The following is a 19,865-nucleotide window of genomic DNA, read 5'->3' as shown; positions in this document are numbered from 1 at the left end:
TCATCAATCCTCCAGTTTTTTGACAAGATCATTATAGGTTTGAAACGTTTCAGGGTAAATTGGTTGATTTTTTTTCAATAAAAAGCTGATTGTATTCTGAATCGATTTAATTAGAGCTTTATCCAAATTTTCTTTTGCCATCTCTCTTACTTCTTCTACACCAGGAAAGTGTCTTCCAGGTTCAATATAATCCGCTAAATAGATTACCTTCTCAAGTAAAGACATTCCAATTCTGCCGGAAGTATGATAGCGTATGGCTGTGAGGACCTCCGTGTCTGTAATCCCTGCTTCCTTTTCCACTAAATAAGCCCCTGCTGGCGCATGCCATAATTCTGCATTATACTCCAATAAATCTTGTGGAAACCCCTGAGTGAGAATAATTTCTCTCATTTCTTCCTTCGGCCGGAATTTTGCATAATCGTGAAAAATTGCTGCCAATTCTGCTTTTTTTTCATCTGCACCAACCTGTTTAGCAAGGATAATTGCTGTTTCCATCACCCCCAGCGTATGCTGATAACGATGGTCTGTCAATTGTTTCTTTACGACTTTAAGTGCCTCATTTCGTTCCATATAGCTGTTTCTCCTCAATATAACGAATTACCGAGTCAGGCAATAAATAACGAATCGTCCTGCCATTCTCGAGACGCTCTCGAATCATACTTGATGAAACATCAACAGCAGGTACATCTACATATTGAATCGGATATTCTGTTAAATGATTATAGTTAGGCCTCTCAACTCCAACGAATTGTACGAGCTTAATCAATTCGTCTATTTTATTCCATTTCGGCAGGTATTCAATCATGTCAGCGCCGATAATAAAGTAAAATTGATCATCAGAATCCCGCGAATTTAAGATTTTTATCGTATCAATGGTATAAGAAGGACCTGTTCTTTCAAGCTCAATCGTTTCAATTTTAAAAGCGCTGTTTCCTTCAATGGCTAGATTCAGCATATTTATTCGATCATGATTATCAACTGATTGTGTTTTCTTCTTGTGAGGAGGCTCTTGATTCGGCATAAACCGAATCTCATCAAGCTGAAGTACGGAAAGGACCTCATTTGCAATTAAAAGATGCCCGTAATGCGGTGGATCAAATGTTCCTCCCAATATTCCAACCTTCTTCATGAAAAGCGCCTCCCTAGTTTCTTATGGTAGTACAATTTGCTTTTTTTCGAGGGATTCCTTATAGAGGACAATTGTATGACCAATAATTTGGACAATTTCAGCCCCGGTTCCTTCAGCAAGCTGCTCAGCCACTACATTTTTATCTTCATCACAGTTTTGCAAAATGCTGATCTTAAACAATTCCCTTGCCTCTAAGGCTTCCGAAATTTGTTTAATCATATTTTCATTTACGCCACCCTTCCCTACTTGAAAAATAGGGTCTAGGTGATGTGCTTTTGATCGTAAAAACCTTTTTTGTTTACCTGTTAACATTTGATGTGCCTCCCAGCTGTTGTAAAACATTCTCTCTCATTCTTTTAGCATCAGGGAAAATACCTGTCCATTTTTCAAATGCAAGCGCCCCTTGATACACAAACATCTCTATTCCAATTTGAATCCTGGCACCTTTTTGTTTTGCTTCTCGTAAAAGCTTTGTTTCAAGCGGATTGTATATGATATCACAAACAAGTGCCTGATCTTGAATATTTTCCATGCTTACTGGCTGCTCATCAAGATTTGGGGACATCCCACTCATGGTCGTTTGAATAATTAAGTCATATTCCCCCATTTTTTCAGCAGCTTCGGTTAACGAAATCGCTTTTGAAGGGATTTGGAATGGACATTCATCAACCAATTTCGCAGCCTTTTCAACCGTCCGATTGGCAATATCGACAGCTTTTGGTCCGCTTTTTGCAATTGTAAAATAAATCCCCCTTGCTGCCCCGCCAGCACCAATAATTAATACTTTGCTTTCGGTTATTGAAAGACCCTCATCAGCCAAGCCTTTTAAAAAACCCAGTCCATCTGTATTATAGCCAATCAATTTACCGTTTTCATTTACAACTGTATTAACTGCCCCAATCTGAAGAGCTAATTCATCCACTTCATCCAAAAAAGGGATGATTGCACTTTTATGCGGTATAGTAACATTAAATCCCCCGGCACCGATGGCTTTTAAGCCTTTTACGGCATCCCCTAAATTCTCTGGTTTCACTTGAAATGGGAGATAATCCGCATCGATATTATAAAAAGAAAATAAGTCATTGTGCATGACTGGGGACATTGAGTGCCCAATCGGATCTCCCAACACTGCAAAAAGCTTTTTCACCTGTTTCTCCCCGATCTCTTTTTTATATTAATGATTTCCTTAATAAGGTTTGTACGCCTTTTGGTACGTATGCAACGACGGTTGCACCGGGTTCGTTAATGGTTACCCAGCCGAGTCCGGAAAAAACAACATCTGTTTTTCCTTCTTTAATCACAAATTCTTGTTTGACAAGCTCCGGAAACGTATCCAGCTGCTCCTGTCGTGGAGGGGTCAGCATCTCGCCAACATGATTTTGATACAGGTCTTCCGCGTTTTCTGACTTTGTCCGGTGAATATTTAATTCATTTGAAACGTAACATACAAAAGATTTTCGACCCCCACTGACATAATCAAATCTTGCCAGTCCGCCAAAAAATAAAGTCTGTCCTTCATTTAATTGAAACACCTTTGGCTTGATTTCTTTTTTCGGTGTAATCACTTTCAAATCACGTTTATCAACAAAATGGGCCATTTGATGGTGATTAATAATTCCAGGTGTGTCAGTTAAGGATTTTCCATCATCAAGCGGGATTTGAATAATATCCAAGGTAGTCCCAGGAAAATGTGATGTGGTAATCACATCCTCTTCCCCTGTCACTTCTTTAATAATTCGATTAATAAAAGTAGATTTTCCTACATTGGTACAACCGACAACATATACATCCTTTCCGCCACGCATTTCATCAATAACGGCTGCTGCCTCTTTAATATACTGCCCTTTGGCCGCACTAACGAGAAGAATTTCCTCCGGTCTTAAGCCTAGGTCTCTTGATTCCTGTTTCATCCAGTTGATTAATTTATGATGCTTTACCGACTTCGGTAATAAATCCACCTTATTTCCAACAAGTAATACCTTATTATTACCAACAAACCGGTGTAAACCAGGAAGCCAGCTGCCATTAAAATCAAAGATATCAACTAGCATGACAATCAGAGCATCTGTGCTGCCAAGTCCATTTAATATTTTTAAAAAGTCATCATCGGTAAGGCTGACGTCTTGAACTTCATTATAATGCTTTAACCGAAAACATCTTTGACAAATTAAGATTTCTTTATCTAATGCAGCTTTCGGTGCGTAACCCAATTCACTTGGGTCCTCCGTCTGAACCTTAACACCGCAGCCCATGCAAATATTTTGCTGTTCACTCACACTTTAATCCTCCCATTGAATTAAGCCTCTTTTACGAAACCAATTCATAATTCTTCGTTCGGCAAAACGGTTGAATTTAGTAAAAAACCCATCGGTTTGCGCAACAGGTACGACAAGGATGGTATATAACCCGCTCCGATTCCCGCCTAGTACATCTGTTAATAGCTGATCCCCAATTACCACTGTTTCTTCTTTTTTAATGCCCATTTGGGAAATCGCCTTCTGGAAAGCAGGTCCCATCGGCTTACGCGCTCGAAAGATAAACGGAATTTTCAGCGGGTCAGAAAATGCCTTCACACGATCTTCATTATTATTTGAAACAATCGTGACAAGAATATTATGTTTTTTCATTTCATCAAACCAAGAAATTAATTGAGGGGTTGCATTGGGACGGTCCCACTCGACAAGGGTATTATCTAAATCCGTAATAATTCCCTTAATCCCTCGTTTTTTTAATTCATTTGGATTTATGTCTAGAATGCTCTTCACATGTTCATCCGGTAAAAATTGCTTTAACACGAAGCTTACACCTCATTAAATAGGACTTTAAGAATTATCTAGCTCAAGCACCAAATCAAGCTGCTCTGCTTTTCCTTGTATCATCATAACCAATTTTACCCTTTGTTTCAAAGTATATTATTTATTTAAAAATATTTTTCGACAAAATCCTCCCTTTCAGGCTTTTGTGGATAACATTATTAACATTATACCCATTGAAATATCCAGATTTTGAAAATTTATAAACAAATTAATCACAAGTTATCCACCCATTTATGTGGATAACTGGAACGGTTGTTCTAATTTAATATATTTGGTAGATTTAGGTTACAGCAAATGAATCTACATTATATGTTTGTTTTTATCTTTTTAGAACCATTAAATTGGAGGTGAATTCTGCCATGCGTAAACTTTCAGATGAATTATTGATTGAATCCTATTATAAAGCTAGAGAATTAAATTTAAGTACTGATTTTATTCGCCTCATTGAAACGGAAATTCACCGGCGTTCTCTATTTAATAAAATTAAAATTTCTTCCTAACCATTTTTGAATACGCCCGATTACGGGCTTTTTTCTTTGCATTTGAAAACGGCACATTTAAGTGCCGTGATCGCAGGTTCATTTACCAATTTTTCCGATTTTCTCTCCAACCTTAATTTCTTTTGGCGGATGGATAGAGGAGTCCATTTCGAACATCCCTTTTTCAAATAGTAAGACCACGGTGGAACCAAAACTAAAATAAGCCATTTCTTCGCCTTTTTTTAATTGACTTCCATTGTGGGTGGTTTCAATCGAATTAACAAACATAGCCCCCACTTTTACAACAGCCGCATGTCCAAATTGAGTTTCAAGCTCCGTGATCACCCGGAAGTTTTTTGCAAGGGTTCTTACACCATATTTCAGGCCCCATTTGTTCACCGGATAGGATTTCCTTCCTAAAGTCCATTGTTTTGTAATGGTGCCATCAACGGGACTATGAATGCGATGATAATGACTTGGACTCAAATAAAGAATAATGTACTTCCCATTTAAATACTTTTCTAACACTGAATGATCTCCCAGCATCTCTTCTATTGAATAGATTTTACCCTTAACCACAATTTCGCTGGTTTCTTTTATGGGTCCAATATCTTCAATTACGGCATCTACCGGGCTTACAACTGCATTTGAACTTAGATCCACCGGTCTCGCATCTTTCCGCAGCTTTCGAATAAAAAGATCATGAAGTGTAGGAAAATCTTGAAAGGAATTTTCGATATCCTCCTGATTTAATCGATAAACCCTTGCAAAGGACGGGACAGCAATCCGGCTTATTCGAGAACGGGCAAACCGTTTTAACAGGAACGATGTCCACCTTCCATTTGTTAATTCGATTAGTAGCCGATAAAAAGGCTGTAGCATTGAATTCCCCCCAAATAGTGTAAAAATACTCTTTACGATTAGTCATAAAACCCTTAGTATTAAATATTATAGAGTAAATACTTAGAAAAATTGATTCTCTCCCGTTTAATTAAAAAGGAGTGAGCGGAAATGTTTTTATCGGACGTTGTTGATCAAACAATAAAAAAACTTAAAAGCCAAACAGCGAATGTTATCACCTTAACAAACCTATCATTAGGCGGTTTTGCAATTGTTTTAGGAATTCACGGAAACCTAAGATTAAGCCTGTTATTAATCTTTATTGCAGCGTTAGCAGATCGATTTGACGGTATGATTGCCAGAAAGTTCAACATTGAATCAGAGCTAGGTAAACAATTGGATTCCATGAGTGATATTATATCATTCGGAGTCGCACCGGCACTATTATTGTATCAAGGAATCTTAAACGATTTTGGCGGTCCCGGATCGTTTTTTACTGTATTTTATATCGGATGTGGTGCTTTTAGATTAGCACGTTTTAACATTACTGAAAGCAATGGCTATTTTACAGGATTACCGATTACAGCAGCAGGCTGTTTAGTCACCCTAAGCTTTCTTGCTATTCCCTATCTGCCGCCTCAAACCTTCTTATTCATCATTATTATTTTATCATTTCTTATGGTCAGTTCCTTTAAACTTAAAAAAGTATAATTTAATCGAAAAAGCCCGGCGATTCTTTTTGCCGGGCTTTTTGCTTATTGTTCTTACTTATCCTTCGTTAATTCAAGGAATTCGACAATATCATCCAAGCAAGGTTTTACGGCCTGTTCCCAGAAATCCTTTTTGGTCAAATCTACCTGCAGATGCTTCTCTGCAAGATCCTCTACGCTCATGGAAGCAGTATCCCTCAGTAAGGCAATATACTTTTCTTCGTATCCTTTTCCTTCCGCAAGAGCCTTTGCATAAATCCCCAATGAGAATAAATATCCAAAGGTATACGGGAAGTTATAAAACGGTACCCCTGTAATAAAGAAATGAAGTTTTGAGGCCCAGAATAATGGATGGTATTCATCTAAGGCATCACAATACGCTTCTTTTTGCGCCGAGAGCATCAGTTCATTTAACCTTGTTGATGACACAGGACCTTGTTTTCTTTCTTCATAAAAGCTTGTTTCGAACAAGAACCTCGCGTGAATATTCATTAATAGGGCAACCGTTCTTTGAATTTTATCGTCTAGGAGAACAAGTTTTTCTTCTTCATTTTTTGCATTTTTTACGGCGGCATCGGCAACAATCATTTCAGCGAAGGTAGAAGCTGTTTCCGCAACATTCATTGCATAATTTCGATTTAAATAGTGAACACCCTTCATCGCAAATGTGTGGAAACCGTGCCCTAATTCATGTGCAAGGGTGGAGACATTGGAGGGAGTCCCGGAATAGGTCATGAAAATTCGTGATTGATTACTTTCCGGAAAAAAGGTACAAAAACCACCTGGTGCTTTTCCAGGACGATCCTCGCCTTCAATCCAATGTTCTTCAAAAGCCTTTTGGGCAAATGCCGCCATTTTTTCTCCAAAATGTGAAAACTGCTGTTGGATAAATTCTGCACCTTCCTGATAAGAAACTTTAGATTCCGTCTTGCCATATAGGGCATCTAAATCAAACCAACTCAATTTTTCTAATCCCAGCAGTTTTGCTTTTCGGTTTAAATATTGAACAAGCAGATCCTTACTTTCTGTTATTACTTTCCACATCGTTTCAAGTGTTGCTTTTTCCATGCGGCTAATGGTAAGAGGTTCCCTTAGCACATCGTCCCAACCTCTTTTTTCGTAAACACTTAAACGAAAGCCTGCTAGGTGATTCAATGTTTTAGCTAAAAGGTCTGCCTGATCTCCCCAGGCTAGCTCCCAATTTTCAAATACTGCGGCGCGAATCTCACGATTAGGGCTTGAAAATTTATTAAATGCCTGACCGACTGACAGCAGCTTTTCTTCGCTATTTTCTGTAAATGGAATTTTAATTTTCCCTACAATTAAATCATATAACTGTCCCCATCCATGGTAGCCATCTACCCCAAGGGCATTGATTAATGCCTCTTCTTCCTTCGATAATTTATCTTTCGCCCGTTCTCGGCGTTCATTTAACACAAAAGATAGTTCGTTCAAGGACTCATCCTTTAGCATTTGTCCCCAAATGGAATCGCCAATTGAAGTTAGTAGGTTGTCAAAGCCTGCAAGAGCTGTCTGAAAAACAGCACTTAAACTCGTTACTTTCGAATCAAGTTGGTTTGCCTTTTGGTCCTCCGTATTTTGTGCCTGCAGACAGCCAGCAAATGCCCCAGCTTGACGCAGCTTTTTGGCAACGCTCTCAAAATCTACTAATAACTCATGTAAATAGACCTTATCCTCCAGATTATTTTTGGGTGTCCACTGATTAACCTTTGTTTGAAAAAGCTGAATTAATTGTTCTGTTTTTTGTAAGTGATTGGCAAATTCAGGAGAATCACTCCCACCTTTAAAAAACACATCTAGATTCCAGACATCTGAATATGTAACGGCTGTCAATGTTTTCCCTCCTTTATATATGTACAAATTTATTATATGTTTATTTTTCAAAGAATTCTATTTTCAGGAAAAGTAATTAGAAATTTGACAACTTTGCAAGGACTGGGGTATAAGTGGAAGGAAAAGGATTTATCAAAAGATCCGTGGAGGATTGTGATTTTTGGTTCGTTCAGGAGGAGAAGAAGTGAAGATTCAAAAGATTACTTTTACTATTTTATTAGGATTAATGATGGTTGCCGCCGGCTGCTCAAATAAAAATCAAAGCCAGAAGCCACAAGAAGAAACAAAAAATTCTAAGGCCGACATTCCGTATCAGATTATGGAGGCAAAGACTTTTAAAGTGGATCATATCCATGGGATTGGTTATCCCGGCAATGACAATAAGCTTTATATTGCCGCCCATGATGGCTTGAAAATGTATAAGGATTCAAAATGGTTTGAAACAACCTCTAATCTCCATGACTATATGGGATTTCAAGCAACTGAAAAAGGATTTTTGGCAAGCGGTCATCCGCAAAAAGGAACGGATTTAAAGAATCCGCTCGGATTAGTTCAAAGTACCGATAAAGGCAAAACAATAGAACAGATGGCTTTTTACGGACAAAAGGATTTTCATTTCATGGCCGCAAGCTTTTCAGGAAATGGAATCTACGTTATTAATGAAGAACAAAGCGGAGAATTCGCTCCCGGTGTCAATTACTCAAAAGATAACGGAAAAAGCTGGAAGAAAAGTGAATTCAAAGATTTTAGCGCTGATTCACTTGGCATGATTGCCGTTCATCCTGTTAACGGTGATATTATGGCCATGTCAACAAGGTCTGGTATTTATTACTCAGAAGACAATGGAAATACAATGAAGTTGATTACAAAGCCTGTTATGGTAACTGCCCTAACATTTATGGATAATGATCTTTTATATTCAAGTGTCGAAGATGGAAACATCCTATTAAAAACCATTAACCCTAAAAAAGAAAGCCAAAAAAATTGGAAGATCCCTTTCTTGGATTATGATAATCCGATTACTTATTTAGCGGTTAATCCGAAAAACAAGAAGGAAATAGCTTTCATAACCTATAAGAATGATGTATATGAAACAACAGATGGCGGTAAGAATTGGAAGGTCCTCTTAAAGAATGGAAAAATGGAGCAGGATTAATCCCTGCTCCATTTTTTACATTAGCGATTTTTCTTTCGCTCTTTCTCCGCTCGATAAAATTCATGGAACATTTTCATGAGTGCACGCTTTTCAATCCTCGATACATAGCTTCTTGAAATCCCAAGTTCTTTTGCAATTTCCCGTTGGGTTTTTTCTTTTTGCAAATCAAGTCCAAAGCGGCCAATAATGACTTCTTTTTCCCGATCATCAAGTACATCAATGTATTTTCTGATTTTTTCTAGTTCCATATTCAATTGAATGGTGTCAATGACATCCTCTGATTCTGATTTGAGTACATCAATGAGAGAAATTTCGTTTCCTTCTTTGTCCTGCCCAATCGGATCGTGAAGGGAAACATCTTTTTTTGTTTTCTTTAGAGCCCTTAAGTGCATGAGAATTTCATTTTCAATACATCTCGCCGCATAAGTGGCAAGCTTTGTGCCTTTTCCTTCAGAATAACTCTCGATTGCTTTAATCAATCCAATGGTTCCGATTGAAATTAAATCCTCTGAATCCTCTCCAGTATTTTCAAACTTTTTGACGATATGGGCGACAAGACGAAGATTATGTTCAATCAGCATATTGCGTGCATGTGAATCCCCTTCTGCCATTAAACGAAGATATTTTCTTTCCTCAGCAGCAGACAAGGGCTGTGGAAAGGCATTATTTTTTACATAGGAGACAAGAAAAAGAAATTCCTTTACTAAATAACCGAGAGCCGTAAAAATTCCAGACATGCATATCCACCCCCGAGCCATATTAGACTAGTGCCTATAACTAATTCCTATGTAGAAAACAGGGAGATTGTGTCTGTCCATTATTTTTTATTTATTAAAGTATTTTAAGAATCAATTAAAAAAAGCACCAACCATTGGAACGATTGGTGCTTGAGTTTAATCATTATGCTGCTACCTCTGCGGCGATATAACAGGCAATCGCTCCTGTAATGACAAGAGAAAGTGCAACCATAAACAACATATTCCCCACCCCTTTAAGAATGATTCTGCTATGTCTAATTAGAATTTATCATATTTTCACAGTATCTATCTTCAAGGGTTGTGAACATTTTGTTAACAATCAAAGCATAGGATAAACAGATTCAGGATGACTTCTTTTTCTTAGCCCTTAGGAAAAGTGATAATAAAACAAAATGCAACGGCATTACCATAACCTCCTATTTAACGTTCGTTAGGTGGTATCTTTCATAACCCACAAACTAGCTTTTCTTCCTTGAATGAAATAAATCATATATAAAACCACCTTTCTTTGTTAGCGAATTTTTGATACTTACATCCAATGATGCATGGAAATTTGCCGATCTCTATTTTCCTCGTAAAGTCTCTCTACCATTTCTTGATGCATTGCTTCCTCAACACTGATCCGGCGTTTCTTAATTGTAATCGAAAGAAATAAAATATTCAGGGTCATTTGATTTCACCTCCTAAAACGGATTTATTTTTTAGCAGCAATTAAAATATGTGATACATGGAGCTTTGACGATCTTTTGTTTGCTCATAGAGCTTTTCAACCATTTCCTGCTGAGCAGCTTCTTCTAGGCTCATTTTTCGCTTTTTAATCGTAATTGAAAAGAATAAAATATTCAGGGTCATTTTGGTTCACCTCCTTTAAAGAAATTTACACAACCTCTACACATTATGCAGTACATATCCAAAGGGACTGTAAAAAGGGCACAAAAAGGCCGCAAGAAGCAACTCCTCCTGCGGCTTTTTAGCATTAGCTAATTTTAGGCACAAAAATACCGCAAGGCGTCATTCTCCCTGCGGCATGGATATGTATTGTAAAATACGTTAAGCAATCCATTCCAGTCTGGTCGAATGCACATTATTTAGTTTATTAAATTTCGCTGCTGTTGGAATTAATACCATCATCATTTGATTCGACCTCCTTTTAGAATTTTTTACTAACTACGGTAATTATATCCACATCACATTACTTTGTAAACCTTTTTTTAACATTTTTTTCAAAATAGGCAAAAAAAATAAGCGTCCCTTTTAGGAACGCTCAAGCTGTCGAAAAACTTTCATAGCCTTTTATTTCATTCACTTTCTTTAACAATATACTGCGTTAATTTATAAAAAAAGCCTAATATATAGGCTGTTCAACTGGTTTGTTGATTTACGCTCCAGGCACTTCGCTTTCCGCGGGCGTGCCGGGGAGCCTCCTCGTCGCTCTGCTCCTGCGGGGTCTCCCCTGCCCCGTACTCCCGCAGGAGTCTTCGTGCCTTCCGCTCCAATCAACATGCACATTAGCATGGACAATCTTTTAATAAAGATCGTTTAACAAAATTAAAAATTGCCGGAAAAATTAACTTTCTCGATAATTTGACGTCACTTTTGGAACGCTTATTAATTTGAGGAATGTTCCTGGTCATCTTCCATTTCCATTAATTTCATTTTGTGCAATTTCGACTGAGCAAAAAATAAAATGGAAACAGCTAAAAAACTTGCTGATACAATCATCATAATATTTAAATCCGTTGGATCCTTTGACCCGGATGGAATGATTACGCCTAAGTAAAAAAAGACACCGACAGCTAATAAGACAGTTGCAAACCGTTTAAAGTCCACCATCTTCTCATAAAGATGTTTTGTTTGTGTTTTCAATGCTTTTCACCTGCTTTTCTTAGAATCTACTAACCTACTTTACCATATAAACAAAATGGAAAGAGGATGTAAATTTTAGAAAAAAGTGAACTGAAAAACCCAGCTGCATGAGCCGGGCCAAAAGATTATTCTAAAGCTTGTTTTAAATCGTCAATTAGATCTTCAACATCCTCAAGTCCTACGGAAATACGGACCAAACCATCTACAATTCCTAATTCTGCACGACGTTCGGCAGGGATTGATGCATGCGTCATTCTAGCCGGCACAGAAATTAAACTTTCTACAGCGCCGAGACTTTCAGCTAAAGTAAAGTATTTTACCTTGCTTAATAATTTGTCGGCATTTTCCGCACTGCCAACATCAAATGAAACCATACCGCCAAAACCGCGGGCTTGTTTTTTGGCAATAGCATGATTCGGATGGGTTTCAAGCCCAGGATAATAGACCTTTTTCACTTTAGGGTGTGATTGCAAAAATTCAACAATTGCCTTTGTATTCGCTTCCGTTTCTTCCATGCGAATCCCTAATGTTTTTATCCCTCTAATCAGAAGCCATGAGTCCTGAGGTCCTAAAATTCCGCCAGTGGAATTTTGAACAAAATGAAGGTCTTCGGCAAGCTGGTCATCGTTCACTACCACTAGACCTGCAACGACATCACTATGCCCACCAATATATTTAGTCGCACTATGAAGGACAATATCCGCCCCAAACTCAAGCGGGTTTTGCCAATACGGTGTTGAGAAGGTATTATCAACAATCGTTAACAGATTATGTTCTTTTGCCATCCTAGCCGCTGCTTCGATATCAGTTACCTTTAAAAGCGGATTGGTTGGTGTTTCTAAGTAAATGGCTTTTGTGTTTGGTCTGATTTCCTTTTTAATATTTTCTAAATTGCTTGTATCAACAAAAGTGGAATCGATCCCAACTCTGTTTAAGACCTTGGTCATCACACGGAAGGTACCACCATATACATCATCTGTTAGAATGACATGATCACCGCTGTTAAACAGCATGAAAACGGCAGTAATCGCCGCCATTCCGGAGCCAAAGGCAAAACCTGCCTTACCGCCCTCAATATCTTTAATCAGCTCTTCAAGTGCGTGTCTGGTTGGATTCCCGGTTCGAGAGTACTCAAAACCTTTATGTCCTCCAACCCCCTCTTGTTTATACGTACTTACTTGATAAATTGGAAATGATACCGCACCTGTTGCAGGGTCTTCACTAATGCCGCCATGAATTAATTTTGTTTTCCTTTTCACCCTAAACTCCCCCTTCAAAAATCTTTTTACTCAAGTATCGTTCACTGCCATCAGGGAAGATGACAACAATATTTGTCCCTGGTTTTGCTATTTCTGCTTCTTTTAAGGCAGCATAAAATGCCGCACCTGTAGAGCTTCCGACCAGCAGGCCCTCTTTTGCTGCTAATTCCTTTACAAGGGCAAAAGCATCGTCATCAGAAACCGTATGAATCGAATCAAAATAGGCTGGGTCCATATATCCTGGAAGAAACTCCATTCCAATTCCTTCCGTTTTATGCGGACCTGATTCGCCTCCATTTAAGATGGATCCCTCCGGTTCTACGATAACTGTTTTTACTTCTTTTTTCTGGTCCTTTAAATACCGGGCCGTTCCCATAAAAGTTCCGCCAGTTCCTGCTCCAGCTATAAAAACATCCACCTGGCCATCCAACTGCTCCCAAATTTCCGGGCCGAGTGTTTTATAATACGTCTCAGGATTTGCTGGATTACCAAATTGCTGTGGACAATAAGAATTCGGAATTTCCTTAAGAAGCTCCTCTGCTCTTGCAATAGCTCCCTTCATTCCTTTTTCCGTTGGAGTGTGAACAATTTTTGCGCCAAGCGCCTTCATTAACTCCTGTTTTTCAATACTGAATTTTTCCGGTACACATAAAATGATCTGGATGCCTTTATTGATGGCTGCAAGTGCCAGGCCAATCCCCGTATTTCCTGCGGTCGGTTCGATGACAGTACTGCCTTCACGTATTTTTCCACTCTTAATAGCATCGTTCAGTAATTCAACACCGAGCCGGTCCTTTACACTGCCACCCGGATTCATGAACTCCAGCTTTGCAAATATACGAACACCCGTAGGTAATGGAAACTGCGTAATTTCTACCATGGGTGTATGACCAATTAATTCATGAACATTTTTGTAAACATTCATTTTTCCACCACTTTCAAAGTCTATCTTAATGCTGCTACCATTTTCATTACTAAAGTAGCTGAATGACGTGCTGCCTGATCAATAAACTGGTCAAAGGAAACTTCTGATTCTTTACCTGCAATATCTGAAAGGGAACGAATGATGACAAATGGAATACCGAATTGATGGGCTACTTGTGCAATTGCAGCAGCTTCCATTTCAACAGCCTGCAGGTCATTAAATTTAGAACGGACAAAATCAACGCGTGCAGGGTCCTCCATGAAGGAATCTCCTGTAGCGATTAAGCCTTTAACAATTTGGAAATTTTCTAGCTCTTTTGCTGCTTCTTCTGCTATGGAAATTAATTTTTCATCTGCGGTAAATGCAGCAGGGAGCTGGGGAACCTGCCCATATTCATAGCCAAAAGCCGTTACATCTACATCATGATGACGAACCTCAGTTGATATCACCGCATCCCCTACGTTAAGTGATGGGTTAAAGCCTCCTGCAGATCCTGTATTAAGAATATAGTCAGGCTTATATTTTTCAAGGAGAATAGTCGTTGACATGGCCGCATTTACTTTTCCAATTCCGGAACGGAGCAAAATCACTTCAGCCCCATGCATTTGGCCAAATGTAAATTCACAGCCTGCCACTGTTTCTTGTTTACTCCCATTGATATGATCTCTTAGTAAGGTTACTTCTTCTTCCATAGCTCCAATGATTGCAATTTTCATTATTAAACCTCTTTCTTTTCCAGCTTCGGTCCCTTGGCTTTTTTTATAGTATTCCAATACCCAATTGTTTGCCAGATAATCAAAGCCATCTTTTTTACCTATTATAATTTTTCCTCGGATTAAACTTACATATCCGCAAACATTATTTTACCATCTTTTGAAACAGGGCTGTATTAAACAGAATTGCGCGAAAAAGGATGGGTCGTTAGAGACCCATCCCTTACTTTTCTTCTACTTTGGTTGGTTTCCAGCCTTGACCGTCCACCCATTCGATATAAACCGTATAATTTTGCTTTTTGTCTTTTGAGGATACCGTTCCTACGGATGCATTCTGCTTGCTTCGGTCCCGACCTAAATGCCAAACAATCATATTATTTTGGTCCAAACCGGTTGCAGAGGAAATTGCATTTAGCATTTCCTGCCAGTCCGTTGAGCTTGTATCATACACAGGAGTATGTTCACCTGTTTGCGTAGTACCAACTGGTTCCCAATCCTTATTTTCAGTTGTTTTTTCATCAGCTGTACTTCCGTCATCTTCAACTTTTGAATCATCTGATCCTTCAGTAGAAGTATCATCGCTGTTTTGTTGGTCTTCAACCGTTGACCCGTCTGTTGATGTATCAGTGGACCCCGTATCATTTTCAGCAGCAGTGCTGGTTTCCTTAGCAGTTTCATTTTGATCCTTTTTTTGTTCCGTTTGTTTTTCGGCTGTATGTTGAACATCTTTTTTCGGTGATGCACTATCATCACCTGATGCAAAGATTTTGTAAGCAACAAAAACAATTAAGACGACTACAATAACAATTAAACTATTTAAAATAAGATTCGTCTTTTTTCGTTTAGCACGGTATCCAGAACGCGAATCGTAATCATTATTCAAGTTAATCCCTCCTAAAAGTAAAGCTGTCAACATTCTAACATGAATTGCCGTGAACTTGAAGAGATATCCCTTAAACCAATCGAAAAGTACTATTCTTCACCATGATCATGTTGATACAGCATTTTGACCATGTCAGCAAATAATAAATTAACCCCGCCCTCATTGTCATACACATCTAAATTTACTGCTACAAGCGCATATTTAGGGTTCTCATAAGGAAAATACCCTGCAAACCATTTATTATGAAGCTGCTTTCCGTCCTGATACTTACCCGTTTCAGCAGTACCTGATTTCCCGGCAACCTCATAGGGCAGGTTCTGAAACCATTTTCCCGTACCATTAGGGTTTTTTACAACTTCCCTTAACAATTTTTGCAATTTCATAGCGGTATAAGGGGAAATAGTATCACCGGCCAAATCCTGCAGTGGAAAATTCACCATGGTTGTCCCATTTTTATATTCAATCTTAGACACCGCTCTGACCATTTCTTTTTTACCCCCCCTTGCAATGGCTGCCATCATATTAGCAACAGCTACTGGGGTTGCCCTTACCTCATGTTGGCCAATGCCGGACATAGCAGCGTAATTAGGGTCATTTCTGGCTGCATCAGATAGAAATACTCTGCCCTTCTCCTCTTCACTGAGCTGTTTAAAATCATTGGTATGGTAAACATCCCCCATCCAGCCTACTGGACCTAATAATGATAATTTAGCTGCGTATTGCTCTAAAAGGGTTGGATCAATTTTTTGTAATTCTTTTACCAGCTCACCGAAGGTACGATTACAGCTTCTGGCAAAGCTTTCGGAAAAATTCAATTCTCCATAATCATATTTCAGCTCAGGTTGACCATTAATTTTCTCGCTGCAATTAAAAAGCCTTGCCGGATTATCTAGATTATGATCGATCGCTGCCGCAGCTACCACAGTTTTAAAAACGGACCCCATAATTTGCTGCTTCAACATTCGATTGGTGACTCCTGAACTACTGAATGGATCCTGTTTATTTACATGAGGACGGGATACCATTGCTAGAATACTGTTATCTTTAATATCTAAAAGCACTAAACCGCCCTTTTTAATTTGATATTGATCGACTAATTCCTCTGCCTTTTGCTGGATCGTTTTATCAATGGTGGTTTTTACATTAACGGGATAAAACGGATTGGCAGGGTCAACATATTTTACATTTATCCCGAATAGTGGAGAACCATCACCATCAACATGATAAACAAGCTTGGATTTCCCTTCAGGAAGGAGGAATTCATCAAAGCTTTTCTCTAAGCCGGACACTCCGATTAAGGTCTCCCTTGGGAGATCCTTTTTTGGATAACGCTCCATCAATACCTTTGTATTCTCACCTGTAAGTCCAATTAATTGCTCAGCGGGAACAGTTGCCCTTTCAAACTTTTTATCAATCGCAAAGACACCTGGAATTTCCAGTGCATTGATTCTTTCCACCTGTGAATGGGTTAATTCCAATGGTTCTGGATTCCCATAGGCAAATGGTTTTTTTGCTGTTTTAATCGCTTGCTGAAGAGATTCCTGAGGAATACCAGAAATGGACGAAACCTTCTCAACATCCCAATCCATTTTTTTCAAAAAAGGAAAAAGCACAAGAACAGATTCCTTTTTATAGCCCAGCATATCTCCATTCCGGTCCAGAAAATCCCCTCTGCCATTGTCAATCACTAATTCCTGAGTTCGCTGTTTAACGCTTTCCTCCAACAAATTAATATGATGCTTGGAGAAAGACTCTGTATCCATTAATTGAATCTGCATAAGCCGGAATAATAAAAACGTTAAAAAGAAAATACAAATGAAAAGCCATCCTTTTGCTCGTCTTCTCCACATAAAAAACACCTCGTCAAAAGTTTTGACGAGGTTTGGAAATTTCAAACAATTTATTCTATTTTTATTATTTAATCGTAATAATTCTAACGCTCATTTCACCGCCTGGAGTTTGTACAGAGACTTCGTCCCCAACCTTTTTACCTATAAGGCTTTTCGCGATTGGTGAATCATTCGAGATTTTCCCTTCGAATGGGTCTGCTTCGGCGCTGCCGACAATCGTATAGGTTTCTTCTTCACCATCAGGAAGTTCAATAAATGTTACAGATCTTCCTAGGGTTACGGAATCACTTACCATTTCGCCTTCTTCGATGATCTTAGCATTTCGAATCATGTTTTCTAATGTGGTAATACGGCCTTCGACAAATGCTTGCTCTTCTTTAGCTGAATCATACTCAGAGTTCTCAGATAAGTCACCAAAACTTCTGGCAATTTTAATCCGCTCCACCACCTCTTTCCGCTTAACGGATTTTAGGTATTCAAGCTCCTGTTCGAGTTTTTCTTTACCAGCCTGTGTCATTGGAAATACTTTTTCTGCTGCCAAAACTTCTCACTCCTTCTAGTATCACAATCCCCCAAAAGATTGTGTTTGAGATATATGTAGGTTTTATGCATCTTTTGTAAATGCATAGGAGCGCGTCCTTTTATCAGGGCGCGCCGCAATATATTTTTCCAAATTGGAATCAATTAGGCTATTCTTTGTTATTGTTTCATAAAAATGACTTTTGTTCAAGAATTGTTTGAACTTTTGTGACCATTAAATCAATTGCTACATGATTATGTCCGCCCTCAGGAATAATAACATCCGCATACCGTTTCGAAGGTTCGATAAATTGATTATGCATTGGCCGTACAACGTTCACATATTGATCAATAACCGAATCCAATGTCCGGCCCCGTTCTTTAATATCACGCTGCATTCGGCGGATAATTCTTAAATCGGCATCAGTGTCCACGTAGAGTTTAATATCCATTAAATTACGTAGACGTTCGTCCTCAAGAACCATGATTCCTTCTAAAATTATAACATCTTTTGGTTCAACAGGAATGATTTTATCTGAACGGGTATGAAGCGCGTAATCATATACTGGCTTTTCTATTGGTTCATAGCGCAAAAGCCTTTCAATATGGTCAATTAGTAAATCATTATCAAATGCAAGCGGATGATCATAATTCGTTTTCAGCCGTTCCTCAAATGGTAGCTCGCTCTGATCCTTATAGTAATAATCCTGCTCAAGCATAAGGATGGAATGTCCTTTAAAGCTATCATAAATAGCTTTTGTTACACTGGTTTTTCCGGAGCCGGAGCCGCCGGTTACACCAATAACAACTGGTTTGCGCATCTTAGTTCTCCTTTCGCATCATGTTGTTAGGGTAAACCGGTTTGTCCAATTTAAATTGTACAATTTGAAGCGGATGTCTTGCAGCATCCAATTCCTGACCCTTTTCATCCCATATTTTCTCAATGACATGCGTAAAGTTTTGAATTTCCGGACCGAAGAATTCAACTTCATCTCCCGGTCTAAAATGATTACGCTGCTGGAGGGTAACCATTTGTGTCTCCTCGTTATAATCCAACACAAGGCCGACAAATTCAAACGTTGTCTTCTTGCTATGATTACCAAACATTTGCTCTTTATACCCTGGAACGCCTTCAAAAAATGCCGGTGCCGTTTCACGGTTTGCGCATTTATCAAGCTCTTCTAACCATTCACGCTTGATGATAAAATTCTCGGGATCTGCACAATAGGCATCAATGACTTTACGATATACACTAACCACTGTGGCAATATAGTGAATCGATTTCATCCGTCCTTCAATTTTCAAACTGTCGATTCCTATTTCAATCATTTGCGGTATGGCTTTGATCAAATTTAGGTCTTTCGGGCTCATCGCAAATGGTGAATCATTCTCAGCAAATTGCGGAGCTTCCGTTTGTCCGCCTTCGAGTTGATATAAATCATAATCCCAGCGGCATGATTGGCAGCAGCCGCCGCGGTTGGAATCCCGTGCTGTCATATGATTACTTAACGTACAACGTCCTGAATAGGCAATACACATGGCGCCATGAATAAAGGTTTCAATTTCGATATCCACTTTTTCTTTCATTTCTTTAATCTCTTCCGCACTTGTTTCGCGTGCTAAAACCACCCGTTCCAAGCCTTCTTCCTTCCAAAATTGGACGGCTTTCCAGTTAGAAAGAGATTGTTGCGTACTAAGATGGATTTCAATACCCGGTGCCACTCTTTTGCATGTTTCAATAATCAACGGGTCTGCGACGATGATTCCGGCTACACCGGCCTCTTTTAAGCCCGTTAAATATTCTTCTAATCCATCAATATTTTCATTATGGGCATAAATATTAGTGGTTACGTAGATTTTTGCGTCATACTTTTTAGCAAATTCCACGCCCTCTTTCATTTCCTCAAATGTAAAGTTATCAGCATTCGAGCGGAGGCCGTATTCCTGGCCACCGATAAATACGGCGTCAGCCCCATATTGAACAGCGATTTTTAATTTTTCAAGATTTCCTGCAGGTGCAAGCAGCTCGGGTTTCTTAACAATCACGCGCTTACCATCAATGATCTCTGATATTTTATCTTTAACAATACTCATATTCAATTTCCCTC

23 protein-coding genes are annotated in these 19,865 nt (G+C 38.8%); 3 read left to right on the top strand and 20 right to left on the bottom strand.

Translation table 11 applies throughout. From position 1 onward, the window contains the following. Positions 1–3: 3 nt before the first annotated feature. The 6 genes from yqeK to ACFQZ9_RS17745 are packed head-to-tail and all read right to left on the bottom strand — an operon-like array spanning position 4 to position 3,924. Positions 4–570: a bis(5'-nucleosyl)-tetraphosphatase (symmetrical) YqeK gene (yqeK, locus tag ACFQZ9_RS17770; RefSeq protein WP_498944783.1), complete on the bottom strand. Its 567-nt coding sequence runs from the start codon at positions 568–570 to the stop codon at positions 4–6. Further along, positions 557–1,129 carry a nicotinate-nucleotide adenylyltransferase gene (locus ACFQZ9_RS17765; RefSeq protein WP_498944782.1) on the bottom strand — a complete coding sequence of 191 codons (573 nt, stop codon included), beginning with the start codon at positions 1,127–1,129 and terminating at the stop codon, positions 557–559. The genes yqeK and ACFQZ9_RS17765 overlap by 14 nt, the downstream gene beginning before the upstream one ends. A gap of 21 nt (positions 1,130–1,150) precedes the next feature. After that, complete coding sequence (gene yhbY / locus ACFQZ9_RS17760; RefSeq protein ID WP_198309256.1) at positions 1,151–1,441, bottom strand: ribosome assembly RNA-binding protein YhbY; 291 nt, start codon at positions 1,439–1,441, stop codon at positions 1,151–1,153. Further along, a complete protein-coding gene (gene aroE, locus ACFQZ9_RS17755; protein WP_198309257.1) occupies positions 1,428–2,276 on the bottom strand; it encodes a shikimate dehydrogenase in 849 nt (282 codons plus the stop codon). Before aroE ends, yhbY begins: the two co-directional genes overlap by 14 nt. Before the next feature lie 22 nt (positions 2,277–2,298). Then, on the bottom strand, positions 2,299–3,405 hold the full coding sequence (gene yqeH / locus ACFQZ9_RS17750; protein ID WP_498944781.1) for a ribosome biogenesis GTPase YqeH: 1,107 nt from the start codon (positions 3,403–3,405) through the stop codon (positions 2,299–2,301). A gap of 3 nt (positions 3,406–3,408) precedes the next feature. Continuing rightward, complete coding sequence (locus tag ACFQZ9_RS17745) at positions 3,409–3,924, bottom strand: YqeG family HAD IIIA-type phosphatase (protein ID WP_026572379.1); 516 nt, start codon at positions 3,922–3,924, stop codon at positions 3,409–3,411. Between the two features lie 380 nt (positions 3,925–4,304). Here ACFQZ9_RS17745 and ACFQZ9_RS17740 point away from each other — a divergent pair, with 380 nt between their 5' ends. Next, positions 4,305–4,445, top strand: coding sequence for a sporulation histidine kinase inhibitor Sda (locus tag ACFQZ9_RS17740; RefSeq protein ID WP_133334487.1), 141 nt, complete (start codon positions 4,305–4,307; stop codon positions 4,443–4,445). Positions 4,446–4,523: 78 nt separating this feature from the next. Here the strand turns inward: ACFQZ9_RS17740 and ACFQZ9_RS17735 are convergent, their stop codons facing one another. Continuing rightward, positions 4,524–5,306 carry a phosphatidylserine decarboxylase gene (locus tag ACFQZ9_RS17735; protein ID WP_198309259.1) on the bottom strand — a complete coding sequence of 261 codons (783 nt, stop codon included), beginning with the start codon at positions 5,304–5,306 and terminating at the stop codon, positions 4,524–4,526. 129 nt (positions 5,307–5,435) lie between these two features. Here ACFQZ9_RS17735 and pssA point away from each other — a divergent pair, with 129 nt between their 5' ends. Continuing rightward, positions 5,436–5,975, top strand: a complete 540-nt coding sequence (gene pssA, locus ACFQZ9_RS17730; RefSeq protein ID WP_026572376.1) for a CDP-diacylglycerol--serine O-phosphatidyltransferase — start codon at positions 5,436–5,438, stop codon at positions 5,973–5,975. A gap of 53 nt (positions 5,976–6,028) precedes the next feature. Here the strand turns inward: pssA and ACFQZ9_RS17725 are convergent, their stop codons facing one another. Next, positions 6,029–7,828 (bottom strand): M3 family oligoendopeptidase, encoded by a 1,800-nt coding sequence (locus ACFQZ9_RS17725; RefSeq protein ID WP_498944780.1) that lies wholly within the window; start codon positions 7,826–7,828, stop codon positions 6,029–6,031. 160 nt (positions 7,829–7,988) lie between these two features. Between ACFQZ9_RS17725 and ACFQZ9_RS17720 the strand changes: the two genes are divergently transcribed. Next, positions 7,989–8,984, top strand: coding sequence for a F510_1955 family glycosylhydrolase (locus ACFQZ9_RS17720; RefSeq protein ID WP_498944779.1), 996 nt, complete (start codon positions 7,989–7,991; stop codon positions 8,982–8,984). Between the two features lie 20 nt (positions 8,985–9,004). Here the strand turns inward: ACFQZ9_RS17720 and sigK are convergent, their stop codons facing one another. The 12 genes from sigK to ACFQZ9_RS17660 form a co-directional block, all read right to left on the bottom strand. Beyond that, positions 9,005–9,721, bottom strand: a complete 717-nt coding sequence (gene sigK, locus ACFQZ9_RS17715; protein WP_026572373.1) for an RNA polymerase sporulation sigma factor SigK — start codon at positions 9,719–9,721, stop codon at positions 9,005–9,007. Positions 9,722–10,271: 550 nt separating this feature from the next. Then, positions 10,272–10,412, bottom strand: coding sequence for a YrzI family small protein (locus ACFQZ9_RS17710; protein WP_498944778.1), 141 nt, complete (start codon positions 10,410–10,412; stop codon positions 10,272–10,274). A 41-nt stretch (positions 10,413–10,453) separates the two neighbouring features. Next, positions 10,454–10,594, bottom strand: a complete 141-nt coding sequence (locus ACFQZ9_RS17705; RefSeq protein WP_498944777.1) for a YrzI family small protein — start codon at positions 10,592–10,594, stop codon at positions 10,454–10,456. A 756-nt stretch (positions 10,595–11,350) separates the two neighbouring features. Then, positions 11,351–11,608, bottom strand: coding sequence for a YrhC family protein (locus tag ACFQZ9_RS17700; protein ID WP_198309263.1), 258 nt, complete (start codon positions 11,606–11,608; stop codon positions 11,351–11,353). 125 nt (positions 11,609–11,733) lie between these two features. Further along, entirely contained in the window at positions 11,734–12,867 is a 1,134-nt protein-coding gene (locus ACFQZ9_RS17695) for a bifunctional cystathionine gamma-lyase/homocysteine desulfhydrase (RefSeq protein ID WP_498944776.1), read from the bottom strand. Position 12,868: 1 nt separating this feature from the next. Further along, on the bottom strand, positions 12,869–13,792 hold the full coding sequence (gene cysK / locus ACFQZ9_RS17690) for a cysteine synthase A (RefSeq protein WP_198309265.1): 924 nt from the start codon (positions 13,790–13,792) through the stop codon (positions 12,869–12,871). A gap of 20 nt (positions 13,793–13,812) precedes the next feature. Then, positions 13,813–14,508 (bottom strand): 5'-methylthioadenosine/S-adenosylhomocysteine nucleosidase, encoded by a 696-nt coding sequence (mtnN, locus tag ACFQZ9_RS17685; protein WP_498944775.1) that lies wholly within the window; start codon positions 14,506–14,508, stop codon positions 13,813–13,815. Positions 14,509–14,728: 220 nt separating this feature from the next. Further along, positions 14,729–15,388, bottom strand: coding sequence for a YrrS family protein (locus ACFQZ9_RS17680; RefSeq protein ID WP_498944774.1), 660 nt, complete (start codon positions 15,386–15,388; stop codon positions 14,729–14,731). 89 nt (positions 15,389–15,477) lie between these two features. Then, positions 15,478–17,238, bottom strand: a complete 1,761-nt coding sequence (locus tag ACFQZ9_RS17675; protein ID WP_498944773.1) for a peptidoglycan D,D-transpeptidase FtsI family protein — start codon at positions 17,236–17,238, stop codon at positions 15,478–15,480. Positions 17,239–17,302: 64 nt separating this feature from the next. Further along, a complete protein-coding gene (greA, locus tag ACFQZ9_RS17670) occupies positions 17,303–17,779 on the bottom strand; it encodes a transcription elongation factor GreA (RefSeq protein ID WP_026572365.1) in 477 nt (158 codons plus the stop codon). 166 nt (positions 17,780–17,945) lie between these two features. Further along, on the bottom strand, positions 17,946–18,578 hold the full coding sequence (gene udk, locus ACFQZ9_RS17665; RefSeq protein WP_026572364.1) for a uridine kinase: 633 nt from the start codon (positions 18,576–18,578) through the stop codon (positions 17,946–17,948). Position 18,579: 1 nt separating this feature from the next. After that, on the bottom strand, positions 18,580–19,851 hold the full coding sequence (locus ACFQZ9_RS17660; RefSeq protein ID WP_498944772.1) for a peptidase U32 family protein: 1,272 nt from the start codon (positions 19,849–19,851) through the stop codon (positions 18,580–18,582). Between the last annotated feature and the right edge of the window lie 14 nt (positions 19,852–19,865).

It is taken from the genome of Neobacillus sp. GCM10027624 (assembly GCF_042675345.1).
GTDB lineage: Bacteria > Bacillota > Bacilli > Bacillales > Cytobacillaceae > Neobacillus > Neobacillus cucumis_D.
The sequence above is the reverse complement of the archived record's forward strand: the minus strand, read 5'-3'. Positions and strand labels throughout refer to the sequence as shown.

Coding starts and splice junctions, on each gene's coding strand:
- yqeK (WP_498944783.1), bottom strand. CDS start 570: ATGGAACGAAATGAGGCACTTAAAGTCGTAAAGAAACAATTGACAGAC.
- ACFQZ9_RS17765 (WP_498944782.1), bottom strand. CDS start 1,129: ATGAAGAAGGTTGGAATATTGGGAGGAACATTTGATCCACCGCATTAC.
- yhbY (WP_198309256.1), bottom strand. CDS start 1,441: ATGTTAACAGGTAAACAAAAAAGGTTTTTACGATCAAAAGCACATCAC.
- ACFQZ9_RS17740 (WP_133334487.1), top strand. CDS start 4,305: ATGCGTAAACTTTCAGATGAATTATTGATTGAATCCTATTATAAAGCT.
- ACFQZ9_RS17735 (WP_198309259.1), bottom strand. CDS start 5,306: ATGCTACAGCCTTTTTATCGGCTACTAATCGAATTAACAAATGGAAGG.
- pssA (WP_026572376.1), top strand. CDS start 5,436: ATGTTTTTATCGGACGTTGTTGATCAAACAATAAAAAAACTTAAAAGC.
- sigK (WP_026572373.1), bottom strand. CDS start 9,721: ATGTCTGGAATTTTTACGGCTCTCGGTTATTTAGTAAAGGAATTTCTT.
- ACFQZ9_RS17710 (WP_498944778.1), bottom strand. CDS start 10,412: ATGACCCTGAATATTTTATTTCTTTCGATTACAATTAAGAAACGCCGG.
- ACFQZ9_RS17705 (WP_498944777.1), bottom strand. CDS start 10,594: ATGACCCTGAATATTTTATTCTTTTCAATTACGATTAAAAAGCGAAAA.
- cysK (WP_198309265.1), bottom strand. CDS start 13,792: ATGAATGTTTACAAAAATGTTCATGAATTAATTGGTCATACACCCATG.
- mtnN (WP_498944775.1), bottom strand. CDS start 14,508: ATGAAAATTGCAATCATTGGAGCTATGGAAGAAGAAGTAACCTTACTA.
- ACFQZ9_RS17675 (WP_498944773.1), bottom strand. CDS start 17,238: ATGTGGAGAAGACGAGCAAAAGGATGGCTTTTCATTTGTATTTTCTTT.
- udk (WP_026572364.1), bottom strand. CDS start 18,578: ATGCGCAAACCAGTTGTTATTGGTGTAACCGGCGGCTCCGGCTCCGGA.
- ACFQZ9_RS17660 (WP_498944772.1), bottom strand. CDS start 19,851: ATGAGTATTGTTAAAGATAAAATATCAGAGATCATTGATGGTAAGCGC.